The sequence below is a fragment of the Streptomyces sp. NPDC055966 genome (assembly GCF_042269865.1).
Lineage (GTDB): Bacteria > Actinomycetota > Actinomycetes > Streptomycetales > Streptomycetaceae > Streptomyces.
Genome location: NZ_JBHJYK010000023.1, coordinates 122,565 through 142,820, shown reverse-complemented (window position 1 = coordinate 142,820; position 20,256 = coordinate 122,565). Strand labels below are relative to the sequence as shown.

Sequence of the window (20,256 nt, the reverse complement as noted above, 5' to 3'; positions counted from 1 at the left end):
GAAGATCTCCTTCACCTCTAGTGTTCCAGCAGTCATTCAGCGGGCATGAACGGCTGTACGAAATGTCATGCGCGAGCGTCGTGCGCGGGAAGAGAGAAGGAACGGCGGTGACCGAGGGGGCCGGCTTCGTCGCCGGGGACGTGCCGGACGAGCTGACGGCGGCCGAGGCGGGCATGTGGCAGGCCTTCCGCAACGGCAGTGTGTACGACCTGAACAGCGGCGACGCCGTCGTGGACGATCCGCACGGCGGGCATCCCTGGGGACCCGAGCGGACCGTGCGGGCCCGGATCGTGTGCTGGCTGCTGCTGGACGGGCCGCCGGCGCTCGCGGGCCGGGTGTCCGCGCTGAAGCTCGCCGGCGTGCGGATCACCGGCACGATGGAGCTAGCGGGCGGCCAGATCACGCCGTACGTCGAGCTGCGCGGCTGCCGCTTCGACGACGAGGTACGGGTGCCGGAGGCCCGGTTCACGACCCTGCGCCTGGTGAACTGCGCGGTGCCGCGCCTGGAGGCCGCCCGGGTGCACACCGAGGGCGATCTGCATCTGCCGCGCTGCCGCTTCCAGAACGGGATCCGGCTGACCGACGCGCACATCGGCACGGATCTGCTGCTCAACGAGGCGATCGTGTACCGCGACCGCAGCGGCCGGTCGATCGCGGCGGACGGCATGACCGTCGGCCAGGACCTCCAGGCGGAGCTGCTGGAGTCGCACGGCGAGCTGAGCCTGCGCAGCGCCAAGGTCGGCGTGTCGCTCAGCCTGCGGGGCGCGAAACTCGCCAATCCCTACGCCCGGCTCGCCCTGAACGCACCGCAGCTGACCGTCGAGCGCACCCTGTACCTGACCCCGGCCGGCGTCGGCGGCGCGCAGCTGAGCGGTACGACTCCCGCGCGCGGGACGCGGATCCAGCGCTTCGAGTGCCGGGGCGGACTGCGGCTGGACGACGGGCGGTTCGGGGACGCCGTCGACCTGGAGCGGGCCCGCTTCGCCCTCACCGACGACCAGGAGCTGTCCCTGCGCCGGGTGCACACGCCCGAGCTGCGCTTCCTCGGCGACCGGCCGCAGCGCGGCAAGGTCCTGCTGTCCGGGGCACGGATCGTCAACCTGGTGGACCGCGCGAACGCCTGGCCGGGGACCGGGAACCTGCACATGGGCGGTTTCACGTACGAGAACCTCGTGCCGCAGGGCCCCTTCCCGCTGACCCGGCGCCTGGACTGGATAGCGGCGGCCACGGCGGAGTACGCCCCGGAGCCGTACGAGCGGCTGGCGGCGGTGCTGCGCGCGGCCGGCGAGGACGAGGACGCGCGCGAGGTGCTGCTCGCCAAGCAGCGCCGGCGCCGCGAGACGCTGCCGCTGGCCGCGAAGTTCCTCGGGTACGTCCAGGACTGGACGGTCGCCTACGGCTACCGGCCGGGCCGGGCCGCGGTGTGGATGGCGGTGCTGTGGGCGGCGGGCACGCTGGCCTTCGCCCACGCGGACCACCTCCCTGCGAACCACGACGAGCACCCCTACTGGAGCCCGGCCCTGTTCACGCTGGACCTGCTGCTGCCGGTGATCGACCTGGGCCAGGCGGGCGAGTGGGAGCTGCACGGCGTCTGGGACTGGCTGAAGGCCGCGATGATCCTGCTCGGCTGGATACTCGCGACGACCGTGGCGGCGGGGGCGACGCGGCTGCTGCGGCGGGGCTGAGGGGACCCAGGAGGGCGGGGGCCACAGCCGATACCCAGACGAACCCGCACCTTTACCGCTCTTTGACCTCGCGCCGTACAACTTTCCTGGACTTCCCCGAACCCTCTGGCGCGCCCCCGACCTGCGGACTTTCAATGGTCGACACCATGGCTCCGCTGCCCTCGTTCATCCGCTGCGCCCTGATGAACAGACGCTCCGCGCGCCCGGCCGGCCGGCCCGAGACCGGGGCCGAGGCCGTACTCGACGCGCCCGACGACCGGCTCTCCCCCGCGCTGGTCGCGGCCGGCCGGGGCGAGTACGCCGCGGCGGCCGCCCTGCTCACCGCCACCCGGACCGCGGCCGCCTGGGAGAGCCACGACCGGTACGTCCGGCACCTGGCCGGCTTCGCCCGCTCGCGCCCCGAGTGGTTCGACGCCTGGCACACGGCCCTCCCGCAGGATCCCGGCGTGCTGCTGGTCGCGACGCAGCTCGCGGTGGACCGGGTCTGGTCCTCCCCGGCCCGCGCCGAACTGCTGCGCGAGGTGAGCCCGCTGATCACCGCCGCCGCCCGGGCCGACGACCGCGATCCGGTGCCCTGGCGGATCGCGCTGGACCACGCGCGCGGCTCCGGGGCCGGGCACCGCTATGTCGAGGAGCTGTGGGAGGCGGCCGTACGGCGGGCCCCGCACCACCACGGCTGCCATGTGTCCGCCCTGCGCTATCTGGGCACGTCCTGGCACGGCGCGCACCGCGAGTGCCTGGACTTCGCCGACCGGGCCGCGCAGGACGCGCCCGCCGACTCGCTGGTCCAGGCGCTGCCGGCCCGCGCGGCCCTCGGCTATCTGACCGACGGCTGCGGCCCCGAGGTGCCGCGCGCCCGGCTGGACGCGGCGGCCGACCGGGCCCTCGCCCTGTCGGAGCGCTTCCCCCCGGCCGACCCCTGGCCGGCCGGGATCCGCAACGAGCTCCTGTACGTCCTGCTGCGCCTGGAGCGGTGGAAGGACGCCCGCGCCCAGCTGGTCCTCATCGGCCCGTACGCCACGTCGTTCCCCTGGGACCGGTTCTCCGACGACCCGCTGGGCCACTTCCTGCGGCTGCGCGAGCACCTGCTGGCACCCGGTACGCGGCCCCTGCCCGCGGGGCCGGCGCCCTGGTCCCCGGTCCCGCTCGGCGGGCACGGCGGACACGTTCGCGCCGGTGACCACTAGGCTGGGGCGCCGTGACCACCGTCCGTCTCCCGCTCTTCCCGCTGAACACCGTGCTGTTCCCGGGACTCGTGCTGCCACTCAACGTCTTCGAGGAGCGCTATCGCGCCGTGATGCGCGAGTTGCTCAAGACACCCGAGGACGAGCCGCGCCGGTTCGCGGTCGTGGCGATCCGCGACGGCTACGAGGTGGCGCCGAGCGCCCCCGGCATGCCGGATCCGACCGCGCAGCCGGAGCGCGGGCCGGCCGCGGGCTTCGGCCCGGACCCGCTCAAGGCCCTCCACACGACGGCCTGTGTGGCGGACGCGGCGACGATCCGGGAGCGGGCCGACGGCACGTTCGAGGTCCTCGCGACGGGCACGACGCGCGTGCGTCTGCTCTCGATCGACGCGTCGGGCCCGTTCCTGACGGCGGAGTGCGAGGAACTGCCGGAGGAGCCGGGCGACGAGGCCGGCGCGCTGGCCGAGGGCGTCCTGCGCTCCTTCCGCCAGTACCAGAAGCGGCTGGCCGGTGCCCGTGAGCGCTCGCTGTCCTCGGGCGCGGAGCTGCCGGACGACCCGGGCGTGGTGTCGTACCTGGTGGCGGCCGCGATGGTCCACGACACCCCGACGAAGCAACGGCTGCTGCAGGCCCCGGACACCGCCTCGCGCCTGCGCGACGAGCTGAAACTGCTGCGCGCCGAGACGGCCATCATCCGTAACCTGCCCTCGCTGCCCGCGTTCGAGCTGACCCGGGCGCCGACGAGCCTGAACTGAGGAAGCCGGATGGCGAAGAAGCAGAAGAAGCCGCAGCAGTCCGGGGGAACGCCCGCGACGGTCGCCCTGACGTCGGCCGGCGTGGACTTCACGGTCCACGCCTACGACCACGACCCCGCCCACCCCTCCTACGGCGAGGAGGCGGCCGAGGCGATGGGTGTCTCCCCGGACCGCGTCTTCAAGACCCTGGTCGCGGACGTCGACGGCGCCCTGACGGTGGCCGTGGTCCCGGTCTCCGGCTCCCTGGACCTCAAGGCGCTGGCGGCGGCGGTCGGCGGCAAGCGGGCGGCCATGGCCGACCCGGCCCTGGCGGAACGCACGACGGGCTACGTCCGCGGCGGCATCTCCCCGTTGGGCCAGCGCAAGCGGCTCAGGACGGTCCTGGACGACTCGGCGGCGGCACACGCCACCATCTGCGTCTCGGCGGGCCGCAGGGGCCTGGAGGTGGAGCTGGCACCGGGCGACCTGGCGAAGCTGACGGACGCGGTGCTGGCACCGGTGGGACGAGGCTGACGAGCAGTGCTGCCGGCCGAGCGCCGAGCGGGGAGGAAGGGGCCGGCTACGCCGGCGGCGCCCCGTACAGGTCCTCGGTCATCGGTCCCGGCGGATACGGGAGCTCGGGGTCCCGGGGGCCGAAGGCCGCCGTCAGGGCGAGGTGGACGACCAGTGCGGCCAGCGGCCAGGCCAGCAGCGCCCCCTTCGCGCCCAGCTTCAGCGGCGCCGGGAAGGTGACTCCCTTCCCCACCTGCTGCGCGTGCGCGATCACGTCGGACGTGGGCCCGAGCCACACCCCGAGCCGCCACGCCAGCAGTGACGCGAGCAGCGCGCCGACGCCGAGGCCCACCACGGCCGGTACGCCCCCGCGCCGCCGCCACAGGAACACGGCGAGCCCGCTGACCAGCCCGAGGCCCAGCGCCAGCAGGGTGAAGGTGCCGTCCACCCCGATGGCCTGCTCGCCCTCGCTGTCCTTGAGGTAGACCACCCAGCTCTTGTCCACCTCGTCGCCGACCAGCGGCACGTGCGGCGCCAGCCACCACCACAGCAGCCCCAGCAGCACCCCGCCCAGCGCCACGGCCACCGTGATGCCGGCGGCCTCCCGCAACTCGGTCTTCATTCCGGGCCCGTCCTCTTCGTACGTGCCCGCACCCGGCCCCGCGGCAGGCGGAACCTGCCAGGCGTGGTGCGCGGAGTCGTCGTGCGGCGGCGGTGGCGGAGTCAGCGGTGCGGTCACCCTGACATCGTGCCAGGTCGCGCTGTGCGCCGCGTCACCGGACGGCGGCCCGGCGGTACGCCCAGGTCGCCACGGCCAGCGAGACCACCCCGACACCGGCGCACACCCCCAGGTCGGCGAGGACGACGGCCCAGTCCGGACGCTCGGCGAAGGTGCGGGCGTACGCCTCCACGCCGTACGTCGACGGCAGCAGATCGCGTGCGAGCCGGATGATCTCCGGCATCCGGTCGGCCGGCAGCACCCCGAGCAGCAGTGCCGCGGACATGCCCAGCTGACCGAGCAGCGTGGCCAGCTCGGGCCGCGGCGCGAGCAGCCCGCAGGCGGCGCCGAGCCCGGACAGCGCGGCCCCGGCGAGCGGGATCACGAGCAGCAGGATCCACAGGTTGGACAGCGGCAGCCCGAACAGCGCGCACCCGAAGACGGCGGTCACCAGGGTCCCCGGCACCGTGAAGGAGGCGTAGGCGGCCGCCGCGCCGAGCACCACCGCGGCCGGCGGCACCGGCAGCGTGGCGTAGTGGTCGAGGCCGCCGCTGGCCCGCAGCTGCCCGAAGTACTGGGAGAGCAGGTTCAGCGCGACGTAGGCGACGACCAGCACCGCCGACCCGGCCACCACGGACTGGGCCTCGGTACCGCTGTCGACGACGCCGCGCATCATCACCGCGATGCCGACGGACTGGAAGGTCGCCACGAACAGCAGCGGGATCCGCGCCACCCGGGCCCGGGACAGCTGCGCCCGGTAGACGGCCGCCAGCGACGGCCACAGCCGCGCGGGCGGACCGAGTCCGTCCGTGTCCCGTGCCGTCTCGGGCACGGCCGGGACACCGCCCGGCAGAACCTGGGCGGGTACGACACTCACGTCGAGCTGCTCCTCTTCCCTGCGGCCGTCGCGTACACCCCGTACGCCTCTACGACCGATACGCATGTCGCGGTCTGCGCGCTCATGCCTTCACCAGCCCCTGCCGGGCCGCACCGCCGAGCGCCAGGTAGACGTCCTCCAGGCTGGGCGTGGCGAGGGTGAAGTCGTCCAGCGCGGCGAAGGCGGCCCCGCCGGTCACGGTGGCGACGGCGGCCCGGGCCTCCTCGGGCGCGAGCCGCAGCGTCCAGCGCCGGCCGGACTCCGCCGCGCGCTCGCGCAGGGCGGCGACCTCGGGCACCTCCAGCGGCGCCCGCTCCCGCCACACGAGCTCGACCCGCACCTCGCCGGAGACCTGTTCCTTCAGCCCGGCCGGACTGTCGCAGGCGATGACCCGGCCCCGGTCGATGACGGCGACCCGGTCCAGGACGGTCTCGGCCTCGATGACGTTGTGGGTGACCAGCAGCACCGTCGTGCCGCGCTCGGCGCGCCGCCGGTCCACGGCCGCCCACACCGCGCGCCGGGCCACCGGGTCCATGCCGGTGGTCGGCTCGTCCAGCACGAGCAGCGGGCGCCGGCCGACGAGGGCGGCGGCGAAGCAGGCGAGCCGGCGCTGCCCGCCGGACAGCTTCTTCAGCGCCCGCCCGGCGATCGGCGCGAGCCCCAGCTCGTCCAGCACGGCGTCCCGCTCGGCCCGCGCCCGCCGTACGTCGAGGCCGCGCAGGACTCCGGTGGTCTCGACGGCGAGGGAGACGGTCAGCTCGTCCAGCGCGGAGGACTCCTGGCCGAGGTAGGCGAGCAGGCGCGCGGCGCGCTCGGGGTGCCGCACGATGTCGTGGCCCAGGATCTCGACGCTGCCGGCGTCCGGCCGCATGAGTCCGGTGAGCTGCCGTACGAGGGTGGACTTGCCGGCGCCGTTCGGCCCGAGCAGCCCGAAGACCTCGCCGCGCCGGACGCTCAGCTCGATCCCGTCGGTGGCCCGCACCTCGGGGGTGCCGGGGGCGCCGCGCCGTCCCTTGACGGCCGGGTAGGTCTTGGCGAGCCCGCGCACGCGTACGACCTCGTCCTCCCCGTCCTCCCGAGGGGCCTGTACCGCGCGCGTGTTCACAAGGGACGAGGGTACGGGGTCCGGGGCCTTTACTCGCCTTTGGGGCCAGCCATGGGGGTTCCGCCCGGGTTCAGTCCCCCGGTGGGAGCGGGTTCCGTCCCCGCGGGCACGTCGATCTCCCGCCAGAAGCCCGCCCGAATGGCGTAACGGTCGTGCTCGTCGATCTGGTCGTCCTTGTGGGCGAGCAGCCCGAACCGGGCGGCGTAGCGCAGCAGCTCCCCGTCGATGCGGTGCGGGACGCGCGGGTACATCTGCGCCAGCTTCTGGAGGTGGCCCTGGTCGCCGAGGCGGGAGATCCAGCGCCGGGCGAAGACCTGGCCCACCTCGTACGGGTCGCCGCCGACCGTCGTGATGTCCTCCTCGCGGTCGGCCCAGCGCTGCTCGGCGGTGGTGAGCTGGGCGAGCGTCGGCATGGCGGCGGCCTCGGGCGGCTCGGAGACCACGCCGGGGCGGTCCACCCAGCCCTTGTCGGAGGACCAGCGCAGGGTCGCGGTCGCCGGGTTCTGGGCGGGCTGGGCGCCGGGGGCGCGCAGGGCGGCGAGGTCCTTGGGGGTGGGTACGCCCTTGGGGGCGGCGGCCCGCTCCTGCGCGCCGTTGGCGCTCGCCGCGGCGGCCGGCGGCGGGCCCTGCTCGGCCGGGCGCTCGGCCGCGGCGGCGAGCGCGGACTCGGGCAGCGGCGCGGAGAGGATCGCGGCGATCTCGGGGCGGGGCACGGGCGGCGGGGCGCAGACGCCGGTCAGCTCCTTGGCGCGGACGGCCTGGGTGATCCAGGCGCGGTCCAGCACACGCCGTTCGTCGGCCTCGGCGACCAGGTCCTCGGACTGGTTGTAGTCGCCGTCGGCGGCCTGGACGGCCCACAGGTGGACGGCGACGCCGTGCTCCTTGGCGGCCATCATGCCGGGCAGCAGATCGCCGTCGCCCGTGACGAGGACGACGTCGGAGCAGGCGCGGTTGCGGGCCAGCTCCGTCAGCTCGGCGTGCATGGCGGCGTCCACGCCCTTCTGCGCCCAGCGTCCGTCGCTGCGGGTGAGGGCGCCGAGCCGGACGGTGACCCGGGGCATGACGCGCAGCCGGCGGTGCTCGGGCTGGGGAACGCGGTCGGGGGCGCCGTCGAACCAGTAGATGCGCAGCAGCGGGCGCTCGGTCTCGGCTTCCGCGCGCTCGCGCAGCGCCTGGATCAGCGCGGTGTGGTCGACGGTGATCCGGGACCGCGAGGGCTCACCGGCGAGGAGGCTGGCGGCTGCGCCCAGCAGATACCCGGCGTCCACCAGGACGATGCAGCGGTCCACGCGACTCACCCTCTTCCCGGGAGGCTTTGGATTTCGGACTTCCTTCGAGTCTGCCCGACCACGCGGAGGTTAACGGCCGGAACTGGATCTTCGGCGTGGCGTTTCCGGCCCACGCACGCCCACCTGCCCTGTCACACACGGTAATTATCCGACATGCGCCTGATGTCGGCGTATGTGAATCTGAATCCGGCCCTGGCCCCTAGATCCCCCACAGGAGGCAGATCACCATGGCCAAGAACAAGAAGCAGGACCGAGGTCAGCAGCGCGCCTCGCAGGCCGAGCGCGGGCAGGAACAGGCCCAGAAGTCCTCGGTGGAGGCACGCACCGAGCAGCACCTCTCCCAGGTGACGCCCGGGGACCTGGCGCGCAAGGGCAAGCAGAAGCGGTTCGGCCACAACTGACATCTGCATAAAGGGCACTTGAGCCCAGGCACACGACGAGGGGCGCACCCGCCACGGGTGCGCCCCTCGTACGTCTCCGCTCGCTAGCCCGCCAGGCAGGACGGGCCGAGCAGCACCTTCAGGTCGCCGAAGAGCGCCGGATCGGGCTTGACGCGGTGCCGGTCCAGGCGCAGCACGGTGGTCTTGCGCGGGCCCTGGAGCTTGATCCGGACCTCGCTGTCGCCCTTGTGGTGGCTGAGGATCTCACCGAGGCGGCTGACCATGGGCGGAGTGACCCTGGTGGCCGGGATGGTGAGGATCACCGGCGCGTTGGCGCCCGCGTTGGACAGGTCCGGGACCATCAGCTCCATGGCGACGAGCCGCGGCACGTCCTCGCGCTTGTCGAGGCGGCCCTTGACGAACACCACGGCGTCCTCGACGAGTTGGGTCGACACCAGCTGGTACGTCGCCGGGAAGAACATGCACTCGATGGAGCCGGCGAGGTCCTCGACGGTGGCGATCGCCCAGGCGTTGCCCTGCTTGGTCATCTTGCGCTGGAGGCCGGAGATGATGCCGCCGATGGTGACGACCGCGCCGTCCGCGTGCTCGCCTCCGGTCAGTTGGGCGATACCCGCGTCGGCCTTGTCGGAGAGCACGTGCTCCAGGCCGAAGAGCGGGTGGTCGGAGACGTACAGACCGAGCATCTCCCGCTCCTGGGCGAGCAGATAGGTCTTGTCCCACTCCTCGTCGGTGAACTGCACGTCGAGTCCAAAGCCGGGCTCGTCGCTCTCCTCCTCGCCCATCCCGCCGAAGAGGTCGAACTGGCCCTCGGCCTCCTTGCGTTTGACCGCGACCACGTTGTCGATCATCGAGTCGAAGTGCGCGGTGAGGCCCTTGCGGGTGTGCCCCAGGGAGTCGAAGGCGCCCGCCTTGATCAGCGATTCCGTGGTGCGCTTGTTGCACGCGACCGCCTCGACCTTGTCGAGGTAGTCGGGGAAGGAGCTGTACTTGCCCTTGGCCTTGCGGCTCCTGATGATCGATTCCACCACGTTCGTACCGACGTTGCGCACGGCTTCGAGGCCGAAGAGGATCACGTCGTCGCCCTGGGCGGCGAAGTTGTGCACCGACTCGTTGACGTTCGGCGGGAGCACCTTGATGCCCATGCGGCGGCACTCGTTGAGGTACACGGCCGACTTGTCCTTGTCGTCCTTGACCGACGTGAGCAGCCCGGCCATGTACTCGGCGGGGTGGTTCGCCTTCAGGTAGGCGGTCCAGTACGAGACCAGGCCGTACGCGGCGGAGTGCGCCTTGTTGAACGCGTATCCGGCGAACGGGACCAGCACGTCCCACAGGGCCTGGATGGCCTCGTCGCTGTAGCCGTTCTTGCGGGCGCCCGCCTGGAAGATGGTGAAGTTCTTCGCCAGCTCCTCGGGCTTCTTCTTGCCCATCACGCGGCGCAGGATGTCGGCCTCGCCGAGCGAGTACCCGGCGATGATCTGGGCGGCCTTCTGCACCTGCTCCTGGTAGACGATCAGGCCGTAGGTGACGGCCAGGACCTCTTCCAGGGGCTCCTCCAGCTCCTTGTGGATCGGGGTGATCTCCTGGAGCTTGTTCTTGCGGAGCGCGTAGTTCGTGTGCGAGTCCATGCCCATCGGGCCGGGACGGTAGAGCGCCGAGACGGCGGAGATGTCTTCGAAGTTGTCGGGCTTCATCAGCCGCAGCAGCGAGCGCATGGGGCCGCCGTCGAACTGGAAGACGCCCAGGGTGTCACCGCGCTGGAGGAGTTCGAAGGTCTTCGGGTCGTCGAGCGGCAGGGCGAGCAGGTCGAGGTCGATGCCCTTGTTGGACTTCACCATCTTGACGGCGTCGTCCATGATCGTCAGGTTGCGCAGGCCGAGGAAGTCCATCTTCAGCAGGCCGAGCGACTCGCACTGCGGGTAGTCCCACTGCGTGATGGTCACGCCGTCCGTGTGCCGCACCCAGATCGGGGCGTGGTCGACGATGGGCTCGCTGGACATGATCACGCCGGCGGCGTGCACACCCATCTGCCGCACCAAGCCCTCGACGCCCTTCGCGGTGTCGATGACCTTCTTGACGTCCGGCTCGTTCTCGTACATCCCCCGGATCTCGCCCGCCTCGTTGTAGCGCGGGTGCGAGGGGTTGGTGATGCCGTCGAGGTCGATGCCCTTGCCGAGGACGTCGGCGGGCATCGCCTTGGTGAGGCGGTCGCCCATCGCGTACGGGTAGCCCAGCACGCGCGCGGAGTCCTTGATGGCGTTCTTCGCCTTGATCTTGCCGTAGGTGCCGATCATGGCGACCTTGTCGGCGCCGTACTTCTCGGTCACGTACCTGATCACCTCGACGCGCCTGCGCTCGTCGAAGTCGATGTCGACGTCGGGCATGGAGACGCGCTCGGGGTTGAGGAACCGCTCGAAGATCAGGCCGTGCGGGATCGGGTCGAGGTCGGTGATGCCCATGGCGTACGCGACGATCGAGCCGGCCGCCGAGCCTCGGCCGGGGCCGACCGCGATGCCGTTCTTCTTGGCCCACATGATGAAGTCGGCGACGACGAGGAAGTAGCCCGGGAACCCCATCTGGATGATGACGTCCATCTCGTACTCGGCCTGCTTCTGCCGGTCGTCCGGGATGCCGCCGGGGAAGCGGCGCTCCATGCCCCGGCGGACCTCCTCCTGGAACCAGGTGACCTCGGTGTAGCCGTCGGGGATGTCGAACTTCGGCATGAGGTCGCGCTTCTCGAACATGCCGGTCGTGTCGACCATCTCGGCGACCAGGAGCGTATTGGCGCACCCCTCCTGCCAGGCGTCCGAGGAGTCGATGGCGTACATCTCGTCCGTGGACTTCAGGTAGTAGCCGGTGCCGTCGAACTTGAAGCGGTCCGGGTCGGAGAGGTTCTTGCCGGTCTGGATGCACAGCAGGGCGTCGTGGGCGGTCGCCTCGTGCGCGTACGTGTAGTGCGAGTCGTTGGTGACCAGCGGGGGGATGCCGAGCTTCTTGCCGATCTCCAGGAGGCCTTCGCGGACCCGGTGCTCGATCTCGATGCCGTGGTCCATCAGCTCCAGGAAGTACCGGTCCTTGCCGAAGATGTCCTGGTAGTCGGCGGCGGCCTTCAGCGCCTCGTCGTACTGCCCGAGACGCAGCCGGGTCTGGAGCTCACCGGAGGGGCAGCCGGTGGAGGCGACGATCCCCTCGGACCACTGGGAGATCGTCTCCTTGTCCATCCGGGGCCACTTCTGGAGCCAGCCCTCGGCGTACGCGTCCGAGGAGAGCCGGAAGAGGTTGTGCAGGCCCGTACTGTTCACGGCCCACATCGTCTTGTGGGTGTAACCGCCGGAGCCGGAGACGTCGTCCCGCTTCTGGTGCGGCTGGCCCCACTGGATCTTGCGCTTGTTGCGCCGCGACTCGGGGGCGACATACGCCTCGATCCCGATGATCGGGGTGATTCCGGCCTTCTTCGCGGAGTGGAAGAAGTCGTACGCCCCGTGGAGGTTGCCGTGGTCGGACATGGCAATGTGCGTCATGCCCATCTCGTTGCAGGCGTCGAACATGTCCTTGAGCCGCGCGGCACCGTCCAGCAGCGAGTACTGGGTGTGGACGTGCAGGTGCGTGAAGGGCGGCTTTGACACGGTATGGCCTCCAACGGAAACGCTCGGCATGGGGCGGACGGGGAGTTCTGGGGTCAGCGGGAAGTCTATGCCTCGCCACTGACACGCACGGCCTCTTCGCGCGTACCTTCGGGCGGAACCGGGCACTCCCGCATGGCGTCGCCCGTTGGAGACGACAGAAACGCTGTCGCTCATGCACTTGCACCAGGAGGCACCCCGCGATGTCGGTCCACCGGCTCAACGACGAGCAGCGCGGCGAGGAGATCCTCGCCGTCTTCGACACCGCCTTCGGCCGGCTCCTGGCCGCCGACCCGGCCGCGTTCCGGGTGAAGTTCCGGAAGATGGCGGCCTCGGCGTTCGCGTTCTACCGGGGCACGGCATGCCTCTTCTACCACGACCTGGACGCCGAGAAGCGCGGCGGTCCGTTCCTGGACGACCGCACCTCGCGCGTGTGGATCCACGGCGACCTGCACGCGGAGAACTTCGGCACGTACATGGACGCAGGCGGCCGCCTGGTCTTCAACGTCAACGACTTCGACGAGGCCTACGTCGGCCCCTTCACCTGGGACCTGAAGCGCTTCTCGGCCTCGATCGCCCTGATCGGGTACGCGAAGGCGCTCGGTGACGAGCAGATCACCGAGCTGGTGCGGATCTACGCGGGCGCGTACCGCGAGCGCATCCACGCCCTGGCCACGGGCGCCAAGAGCGACGAGGTGCCGCCGTTCACGCTGGACACGGCGGAGGGCCCGCTCCTCGACGCGCTGCGTGACGCCCGCTCGCTGACCCGCTTCGGGCTGCTGGAGTCGATGACCGAGATCCGCGACTTCGAGCGCCGCTTCGCGCCGGACGGCGGCTCGATCGAGCTGGACGCCGCGACCCGCTACAAGATCCTGGCCGCCTTCGACGGCTATCTGGAGACCCTGCCGGACGCTTCGCTGGCCCGGCCCGACTCCTACCGGGTGAAGGACGTCGTCGGCCGCCGGGGCATCGGCATCGGCTCGGCCGGTCTGCCGTCGTACAACATCCTCCTGGAGGGCCACAGCGACGCCCTGGAGAACGACGTCGTGATCTACGTCAAGCAGGCGCAGACCCCGGCCGTCTCCCGGCACATCACGGATCCGGCCATCGCGGGCTACTTCCAGCACGAGGGCCACCGCACGGTGATCTCCCAGCGCGCCCTCCAGGCACACGCCGACCCGTGGCTGGGCTGGACCGAGCTGGACGGGGCGGGCCAGCTGGTCGCCGAGGTCTCGCCGTACGCCGTGGACCTGGACTGGAGCGACATCGACGACCCGGAGGAGATCGCCCAGGTCGTCGCCGACCTGGGCCGGGCCACGGCGGCGATGCACGCGGCGGCGGACGACCAGTCCGGCGAGTCCCTGGTGCCGTTCTCCACCGAGCGGGCCATCGACGCGGCGCTCGCGGCCGACGAGGAGGGCTTCGCGCCCCTGCTGGTGGACTTCGCGCACAGTTACGGCGCACGCGCGCGCGGCGACCACCAGATCTTCGTCGACCTGTTCCGCAACGGCCGGATTCCGGGGCTGTAACCTTCGCGCACTCACAGGCACTCTTTAGGGGTCCCTTACTCACGTACGTGACAGACTCTTCAATCGCTATGGACATATCCGGGATCCAGCTCAGAGCCGTGCGCGCGGCGCTGTTCACGGCCTTCGTCGTGACGCTCAGCACCGCGTCGCACGTGCTGCTGTCCCAGGCCCCGCTGCCGGCGGGGACGGTGCTGGCGGTCTGCGCCGGCGTCTTCGCCGCCGCGTACGCGCTCGCGGGCCGCGAGCGCGGCTTCGGCCGGATCGCGGCCCTGCTGATCCCGGTGGAGCTGGCCGCCGACACCGTGTTCACCACGGGCCAGCACACCTGCTACGGCCGGGCGGGCGGCCCGGTCGCGGGCCCGCTGCACGCCTTCGGCTTCGACGTGCTGTGCCAGGGCGGTGCCGTCGGCACCCCGCTCGCCCGGATGACCGGGGGCCAGGGCCACCCGGAGGCGCTGCTCGCGCACGCCGGCCCGACGGCCGCGTGGCTGCTGCTCGCCGCGCACGTCGGCGTGGGGCTGCTCGCCGCCGCCTGGCTGCGCCGGGGCGAGCGGGCACTGATGCAGCTGCTGCGCGCGGTCGCCGCCACCACCTTCCGGCCGCTGCTGCTGGCGGTGACCTCCGCCGCCGTACGGCCGGCCCCGGCCCGCCGGCTGCCGCGGCCGGCTCCCGGCCCGGCGACAGCCCGCGACCGGCTTCTCGTGCACTCCCTGGGACGGCGTGGACCGCCGTGCTCACCCGCCCTCGCCGCCGTCTGAACGGCTTGTACGCGGCGGCATCCGAGCACATCCAGTCCCCCAAACGTATCCCGCGTACGACATGTGCGCGTCCCACATGGAGATCACCAACATGAGCAAGCGGAACACCCAGGCGGCGAAGACCGCGGCCCGCGAGCGGCTGCGCGAGGAGCGCGAGCGGCAGGCCAAGCGCGACAAGGCCAAGCGGCAGGTCATCGTGGCCGCCTCGGTCGTGGCCGTGCTGGCCGCCGCCGGCGGCATCGGCTACGCCGTCGTCCAGGCCAACAAGCCCACCGGGTGGGACGCGGCGAAGTCCCAGCCGCTCGTGAAGCCGGCCAACACCTCGGGCTCGGACGGCACGACCGTCGTGATCGGCAAGAGCACCGCCAAGAAGACCCTCACCATCTACGAGGACCCGCGCTGCCCGATCTGCGCGCAGTTCGAGCAGACGGTCGGCTCGACGGTCAAGAAGGATGTCGACGACGGCAAGATCAAGCTCCACTACGTCGGCGCCACCTTCCTCGACCAGAACCTGCCCGGCGTGGGCTCCAAGAACGCGCTCAGCGCCCTGGGTGCCGCGCTCAACGTCAGCCCCGAGGCGTTCATCGAGTACCGGTCCGCGATGTACTCGACGAAGTGGCACCCCGACGAGCAGGACGACAAGTTCAAGGACGACTCCTATCTGCTCCAGATCGCCGACACGGTCCCGGCGCTGAAGGGCAACGCGGCCTTCCAGAAGGCGGTGAAGGACGGCACCTACGACCGGTGGGCGCTGGAGGAGTCCAAGATCTTCAACAAGGACGGCATCTCGGGCACCCCGACCCTGAAGATGGACGGCAAGACGCTGACGGGCCCCGACGGCAAGAACCCGCCCATGACCGTGGCCGACTTCGACAAGGCGCTCGACGCAGCCATGAAGGGCTGACGTCCCGGCGGAATCCGGCCTCCGCGTGAAGAGCGGGCGAACATGGGGAGTTCGCCCGCTCTCGCGTTCGTACCAGCCAGTAACATGACCGGTCGTGACCAGTCGACAGAGATCATTTTCGGCCTCCGAGCGCTTCAACTCCCTCTCGCCCCGCCGCCGTACGGTCGTCAAGGCCGCGGCGGCGACTGCTGCGCTGGCCGCGCCGCTCGCCGCCACCGTCCCGGCGCGCGCCGACGGCCGGGCCCCCGCCTTCCTGCACGGTGTCGCCTCCGGCGATCCGCTGCCCGACGGCGTGCTGCTGTGGACCCGGGTGACTCCGACCCCGCAGGCCGTCCCGGGCTCCGGGATCGGCCCGGACACCGAGGTGAGCTGGGTCGTCGCCAAGGACAAGGCGTTCACCAGCATCGTCGCCAAGGGCACCGTCGAGGCGACCGCCGCCTCCGACCACACCGTGAAGGCCGACGTCCGCGGTCTGCAGCCGGCGACCGACTACTGGTTCCGGTTCTCGGCCGGCGCCGCCGACTCCCCGGTGGCCCGCACCCGCACCGCCCCGGCGGCGGACGCGGCCGTGTCCGGGCTGCGCTTCGGCGTGGTCACCTGCGCCAACTGGGAGGCCGGCTACTTCACCCCCTACCGCCACCTCGCCGCCCGCGGCGACCTCGACGCGTGGCTGCACCTCGGCGACTACATCTACGAGTACAAGTCCGGCGAGTACGCGGCCCGCGGCACGGTCGTCCGGCCGCACGCGCCGGCCAACGAGATCATCACGCTCGCCGACTACCGCACCCGGCACGGCGAGTACAAGACCGACCCGGACCTCCAGGCCCTGCACCTGAAGGCGCCGGTCGTCGCGATCTGGGACGACCACGAGTTCGCCGACAACGCCTGGTCGGGCGGCGCGGTCAACCACACCGAGGGCGCCGAGGGCACCTGGACCGCCCGCAAGGCCGCCGCCAAGCAGGCCTACTTCGAGTGGATGCCGGTCCGCCCCGCGATCGAGGGCACCACCTACCGGCGGCTGCGCTTCGGCAAGCTCGCCGATCTGTCGCTGCTGGACCTGCGCTCCTTCCGCTCCCAGCAGGCGTCGGCGGGCAACGGCTCGGTGGACGACCCGAACCGGACGATCACCGGCCGCGCCCAACTCGACTGGCTGAAGGCCGGCTTGAAGGCCTCCGACACCAAGTGGCGGCTGGTCGGCAACTCGGTGATGATCGCGCCGTTCGTCATCGGCTCCCTCACCGCCGACCTGCTGGGGCCGCTCGCCGAGCTGCTCGACCTGCCGCAGGGCGGCATCGGCGTCAACACCGACCAGTGGGACGGCTACACCCACGACCGCCGTGAACTCCTCGACCACCTGCGCGCGAACGCCATCGGCAACACCGTCTTCCTGACCGGCGACATCCACATGTCCTGGGCCAACGACGTGCCGGTGGACGCGGGCACCTACCCGCTGTCGCCGTCGGCGGCCACCGAGTTCGTGATCACCTCGGTGACCTCCGACAACCTCGACGACATCGTCAAGGTCCCCGAGGGCACGGTCTCCGCCGTCGCCGCGCCGCTCATCCGGGCCGCCAACCGGCACGTCCACTGGGTCGACACCGACCGGCACGGCTACGGCGTGCTGGACATCACCGCCGACCGGGCGCAGATGGACTACTACGTCCTGTCCGACCGCACCGACCCGAACGCGACCTCGACGTGGGAGCGCTCGTACCGCACCCGCAGCGGCACCCAGAAGGTCGAGCGGACCTACGACCCCGTGTAGGGCGTACGACTACGCGTTCTCCAGGCCGTCGAGGAAGCCCAGCGCCACCCGCCAGGTGGCCTCGGCGGCCTCGGCGTCGTAGTCCGGCAGCTCCGGGTCGGTGTACAGGTGCCCGGCGCCCGCGTACCGGTAGACCTCCACGTCCGCGCCGGTCCGGCCCATCTGGAGATACCAGGCGCTCAGCCAGTCGTCCGTCTCGAACGGGTCCGGCTCGGCCACGTGCAGCTGCACCGGCAGATCCTCCGCCTGTGCGTTCGGCGCGATGTCCGACGTGCCGTGCAGGAGCAGCAGCCCGCGCGCCTTGTCGTCGCCGAGGGCGAGGGTCTGGGCGACGGAGGCGCCGAGCGAGAAGCCCGCGTACACGAGCCCGCGCTCGGAGTACGGCGCCGCCGCCAGCACGGCACGCTTCAGCAGCTCGTCCTTGCCGATCTCGCCCCGGTACTCCATGCCCTCCTCGACGGTGTCGAACGTGCGCCCCTCGAAGAGGTCCGGCGTCCACACCTCGTGGCCGGCCGCGCGCAGCCGGTCCGCGGCCTCCCGCACCGCGGGCCTGAGGCCGTAGATCGAATGAAAGAGCATGATGTTCATGAGGCCATGGTGCCAGCCGGTGCGACGCCACCGGAGCCGGGGACACCCCTGCCGGCTCGTCCTGACAACACCTTCGACGCGGTGCCCCCGCCGCACCGCCCGTCGTCAGTTGCCGCGCTCCGCACCGCCGTTGACCTGCACGACCTGTGAGGTGACGTGCCCGGCGGCGGGTGAGGCCAGCCAGTGCAGAGTCGACGCCACGTCTCCCGGTGTCCCGGCGCGGCCGGTCACCGTGTCCCCGATGAGCCGCTCCCGCCGGGCCTCGTCCATCGTGTCCCCGAAGAACTCGGTGTCCTCGACGTACCCCGGAGCGACCACGTTCACGGTGATGCCGTGCGGGCCCAGCTGCCGGGCCAGGTCGTGCGCGTAGGGGTGCAGGCCGGCCTTGGCCGCAGCGTAGGCACCGCTGCCCGAACCGCGGTAGGCGGCGATGGAGCTGACGAAGAGCACCCGTCCGCCGGGCTCGGCGAGGCGGTTCTTCAGCGCTTCGGTGAGCAGCGCGGCCGTCAGCACGTTCTGTCTGAAGTTGACGGTCCAGTCGTGGGCCACCCGGTCCAGGGGGTCGTCGCTGTCGGACGGCGGCTCCAGTTGCCCCGCGCCGCCCGCGCAGTGCACGAGGACGTCGACGGTGCCGAACTCCTCGGCGACGAACCTGGCCACCCTGCGGACCTGATCGGGCTCGGCGAGGTCCGCGGCACAGGTGAGCGCCCCGGGCACACCGGCCTTCTCCAGCACCTCGGCCCGCCGCCCGAGGAGCAGCACCTGGTCCCCGTCCGCCGCGAACGCCCGGGCGGTGGCCAGCCCGATGCCCGTACCCCCACCACTGATCACAATGTTCCGCGTCATGATCCGAGCGTAGGCACGGACCGCCGAGCGGCGCGGAAGTTTTCCACAGGCACCACACATTCGTACGACTATCGAGCCACTCCTGCGCGTCGGCGTGCGCACCCGTTCAGCGCAGGCTCCGCACGTCGAGATGGCGCAGCACGCGGTCCACGATCTCCGGATCCGCCCCCGGCTCGCTCCGCGCCGCGAGGACCTCGTGCCGGGCCGCGCTCATCATCTCGCTCTGGATCCGCCGGATCCGTCTGAGCCGCTTGGCCCGCTGGTGCTGTGCCTCGCGCCGCTCCTCCTCGCCCATGTCCGGGCTGATCCGGATGCCGATGTCGAAGGCGCGCCGCAGCATCTGCTCCGCCAGGTCCTCGGGCAGGTCCTCCACCTGCTCGATCTCCCGCAGCCTGCCCTTCGCCGCCTTCGCCGCGCGCACCGCCAGCTCCTTCTCGAACTCCTTCTCCCGCTCGGAGTCGGCCCGCACCCCGAGCCGCTTCACCAGCCAGGGCAGGGTGAGCCCCTGCAGCACCAGGGTGACGACGATGACCCCGAAGGCGATGAAGACGATCTCGTCCCGGTCCGGGAAGGGAGACCCGTCGTCGAGCGTCAGCGGGACGGCCAGCGCCAGCGCCACCGAGGCCACCCCGCGCATCCCGGACCACCACATCACGACGGTCTCCCGCCAGCTGACCGGGATCTCCTCGTCGTAGTCCCGTCGCGCGTGCAGCCGCTTGGTCAGCCAGGTCGCGGGCAGCAGCCACACCAGCCGTACGACGATCACCACGCCCGTGACGGCGGCGGCCCAGCCGATCAGCTCGCCCCAGCGGCCCTGGGCCGTACGGATGGCGTTGTGCAGCTCCAGGCCGATGAGCCCGAAGGCCACGCCCGTGACGAGGGTGTCGATGATGTCCCAGAAGGTGTACCCGGCCAGCCGGGTCATCACGTCGTCGGCGTCGGTGGCGTACTCGGAGAGGAAGAGCGCCGTGGTGAGCACGGCGAGCACCCCGGAGCCGTGCAGTTTCTCCGCGAGCACGTAGGAGGCGTAGGGCACCAGCAGGGTCATGCCGATCTGGAGGGTCGGATCACCCAGCAGGTCCATCAGCTTGTTCGCGCCCCAGCCGAGCGCCACCCCGACGACCACGGCGACCACGGCGGACAGCACCAGGTCCAGGCCTGCCTGCCAGGCCGAGAAGGTGCCGCTCACGACGGCGGCGATCGCCACGTGGTAGAGCACGATGGCCGTGACGTCGTTGAAGAGCCCCTCGCCCTCCAGGATCGACACCAGCCGGCGCGGCAGCCCGAGCTGTCCGGCGACGCTGGTCGCGGCGACCGGGTCGGGCGGGGCGATCAGCGCGCCGAGGGCGACGGCGGCACCGATCGACAGCCCGGGCACGATCGCGTTGGCGACGTACGCCACGCACACCGTCGTCACGAACACCAGGGCGACGGCGAGCAGGAAGATCGGCCGGACGTTGGCCGCGAACTGCCGCCAGGAGGTGCGGCGCACGGCGGCGTAGAGCAGCGGCGGCAGCAGCCCGGGCAGGATCAGCTCCGGCGGGATGTTCACGTTGGGCACGAAGTCGGCCACCGCGAGGAGCCCGCCGAAGACCGTCATCAGCACCGGTGCCGGCAGCCCGAACCGGTCTCCGACCGGCACGCTCACCAGGGCCCCGAGCAACAGGACGAACAACAGGGCCAACTGATCCACGGCCGGCGCTCCGGGGGTCGACGATCACACGGCTGGCCTCAAGCCTG

17 protein-coding genes are annotated in these 20,256 nt (G+C 71.7%); 9 read left to right on the top strand and 8 right to left on the bottom strand.

Annotated elements, in window-relative coordinates:
- The first annotated feature begins 107 nt into the window (after window positions 1–107).
- The 4 genes from ACFC8N_RS38140 (at window position 108) to ybaK (ending at window position 4,137) form a co-directional block, all read left to right on the top strand.
- On the top strand, window positions 108–1,685 hold the full coding sequence (locus ACFC8N_RS38140; protein ID WP_362823616.1) for an oxidoreductase: 1,578 nt from the start codon (window positions 108–110) through the stop codon (window positions 1,683–1,685).
- A 134-nt stretch (window positions 1,686–1,819) separates the two neighbouring features.
- Complete coding sequence (locus ACFC8N_RS38135; protein ID WP_376293637.1) at window positions 1,820–2,872, top strand: hypothetical protein; 1,053 nt, start codon at window positions 1,820–1,822, stop codon at window positions 2,870–2,872.
- An 11-nt stretch (window positions 2,873–2,883) separates the two neighbouring features.
- On the top strand, window positions 2,884–3,624 hold the full coding sequence (locus ACFC8N_RS38130; protein ID WP_362823618.1) for an LON peptidase substrate-binding domain-containing protein: 741 nt from the start codon (window positions 2,884–2,886) through the stop codon (window positions 3,622–3,624).
- Between the two features lie 9 nt (window positions 3,625–3,633).
- Window positions 3,634–4,137, top strand: coding sequence for a Cys-tRNA(Pro) deacylase (ybaK, locus tag ACFC8N_RS38125; RefSeq protein WP_356021064.1), 504 nt, complete (start codon window positions 3,634–3,636; stop codon window positions 4,135–4,137).
- Window positions 4,138–4,183: 46 nt separating this feature from the next.
- Here the strand turns inward: ybaK and ACFC8N_RS38120 are convergent, their stop codons facing one another.
- The 4 genes from ACFC8N_RS38120 to ACFC8N_RS38105 all read right to left on the bottom strand — a co-directional run bounded on the left by ACFC8N_RS38120 (window position 4,184) and on the right by ACFC8N_RS38105 (window position 8,105).
- Window positions 4,184–4,855 carry an AAA family ATPase gene (locus tag ACFC8N_RS38120; protein ID WP_356021062.1) on the bottom strand — a complete coding sequence of 224 codons (672 nt, stop codon included), beginning with the start codon at window positions 4,853–4,855 and terminating at the stop codon, window positions 4,184–4,186.
- Window positions 4,856–4,889: 34 nt separating this feature from the next.
- Window positions 4,890–5,711, bottom strand: coding sequence for an ABC transporter permease (locus ACFC8N_RS38115; RefSeq protein WP_356021060.1), 822 nt, complete (start codon window positions 5,709–5,711; stop codon window positions 4,890–4,892).
- Window positions 5,712–5,793: 82 nt separating this feature from the next.
- A complete protein-coding gene (locus ACFC8N_RS38110) occupies window positions 5,794–6,816 on the bottom strand; it encodes an ABC transporter ATP-binding protein (RefSeq protein WP_362823619.1) in 1,023 nt (340 codons plus the stop codon).
- Between the two features lie 29 nt (window positions 6,817–6,845).
- Entirely contained in the window at window positions 6,846–8,105 is a 1,260-nt protein-coding gene (locus ACFC8N_RS38105) for an NYN domain-containing protein (RefSeq protein ID WP_376293632.1), read from the bottom strand.
- Between the two features lie 227 nt (window positions 8,106–8,332).
- On the opposite strand from ACFC8N_RS38105, the gene ACFC8N_RS38100 reads away from it, so the two are divergent.
- Window positions 8,333–8,506 carry a hypothetical protein gene (locus ACFC8N_RS38100; RefSeq protein ID WP_376293629.1) on the top strand — a complete coding sequence of 58 codons (174 nt, stop codon included), beginning with the start codon at window positions 8,333–8,335 and terminating at the stop codon, window positions 8,504–8,506.
- A gap of 83 nt (window positions 8,507–8,589) precedes the next feature.
- Here the strand turns inward: ACFC8N_RS38100 and dnaE are convergent, their stop codons facing one another.
- The gene (gene dnaE, locus ACFC8N_RS38095) at window positions 8,590–12,129 is read right to left on the bottom strand and encodes a DNA polymerase III subunit alpha (RefSeq protein WP_356021051.1); all 3,540 of its coding nucleotides are present in this window, start codon (window positions 12,127–12,129) and stop codon (window positions 8,590–8,592) included.
- Window positions 12,130–12,329: 200 nt separating this feature from the next.
- Between dnaE and ACFC8N_RS38090 the strand changes: the two genes are divergently transcribed.
- The 4 genes from ACFC8N_RS38090 (at window position 12,330) to ACFC8N_RS38075 (ending at window position 17,082) form a co-directional block, all read left to right on the top strand.
- Window positions 12,330–13,655 carry a DUF2252 domain-containing protein gene (locus tag ACFC8N_RS38090; RefSeq protein ID WP_356021049.1) on the top strand — a complete coding sequence of 442 codons (1,326 nt, stop codon included), beginning with the start codon at window positions 12,330–12,332 and terminating at the stop codon, window positions 13,653–13,655.
- Between the two features lie 68 nt (window positions 13,656–13,723).
- Window positions 13,724–14,413 (top strand): hypothetical protein, encoded by a 690-nt coding sequence (locus ACFC8N_RS38085; protein ID WP_376293665.1) that lies wholly within the window; start codon window positions 13,724–13,726, stop codon window positions 14,411–14,413.
- Window positions 14,414–14,504: 91 nt separating this feature from the next.
- A complete protein-coding gene (locus tag ACFC8N_RS38080; protein WP_376293625.1) occupies window positions 14,505–15,317 on the top strand; it encodes a DsbA family protein in 813 nt (270 codons plus the stop codon).
- A 94-nt stretch (window positions 15,318–15,411) separates the two neighbouring features.
- A complete protein-coding gene (locus tag ACFC8N_RS38075; RefSeq protein ID WP_376293622.1) occupies window positions 15,412–17,082 on the top strand; it encodes an alkaline phosphatase D family protein in 1,671 nt (556 codons plus the stop codon).
- A 9-nt stretch (window positions 17,083–17,091) separates the two neighbouring features.
- Here ACFC8N_RS38075 and ACFC8N_RS38070 read toward each other — a convergent pair whose 3' ends face one another.
- The 3 genes from ACFC8N_RS38070 to ACFC8N_RS38060 form a co-directional block, all read right to left on the bottom strand.
- Window positions 17,092–17,670: a dienelactone hydrolase family protein gene (locus tag ACFC8N_RS38070; protein ID WP_356021041.1), complete on the bottom strand. Its 579-nt coding sequence runs from the start codon at window positions 17,668–17,670 to the stop codon at window positions 17,092–17,094.
- A 105-nt stretch (window positions 17,671–17,775) separates the two neighbouring features.
- Complete coding sequence (locus ACFC8N_RS38065) at window positions 17,776–18,516, bottom strand: SDR family oxidoreductase (protein ID WP_362820600.1); 741 nt, start codon at window positions 18,514–18,516, stop codon at window positions 17,776–17,778.
- 106 nt (window positions 18,517–18,622) lie between these two features.
- Window positions 18,623–20,209 (bottom strand): Na+/H+ antiporter, encoded by a 1,587-nt coding sequence (locus ACFC8N_RS38060; RefSeq protein ID WP_356021037.1) that lies wholly within the window; start codon window positions 20,207–20,209, stop codon window positions 18,623–18,625.
- Window positions 20,210–20,256 lie beyond the last annotated feature (47 nt).

Coding starts and splice junctions, on each gene's coding strand:
- ACFC8N_RS38135 (WP_376293637.1), top strand. CDS start 1,820: ATGGTCGACACCATGGCTCCGCTGCCCTCGTTCATCCGCTGCGCCCTG.
- ybaK (WP_356021064.1), top strand. CDS start 3,634: ATGGCGAAGAAGCAGAAGAAGCCGCAGCAGTCCGGGGGAACGCCCGCG.
- ACFC8N_RS38100 (WP_376293629.1), top strand. CDS start 8,333: ATGGCCAAGAACAAGAAGCAGGACCGAGGTCAGCAGCGCGCCTCGCAG.
- ACFC8N_RS38090 (WP_356021049.1), top strand. CDS start 12,330: ATGTCGGTCCACCGGCTCAACGACGAGCAGCGCGGCGAGGAGATCCTC.
- ACFC8N_RS38085 (WP_376293665.1), top strand. CDS start 13,724: ATGGACATATCCGGGATCCAGCTCAGAGCCGTGCGCGCGGCGCTGTTC.
- ACFC8N_RS38080 (WP_376293625.1), top strand. CDS start 14,505: ATGAGCAAGCGGAACACCCAGGCGGCGAAGACCGCGGCCCGCGAGCGG.
- ACFC8N_RS38070 (WP_356021041.1), bottom strand. CDS start 17,670: ATGAACATCATGCTCTTTCATTCGATCTACGGCCTCAGGCCCGCGGTG.
- ACFC8N_RS38065 (WP_362820600.1), bottom strand. CDS start 18,516: ATGACGCGGAACATTGTGATCAGTGGTGGGGGTACGGGCATCGGGCTG.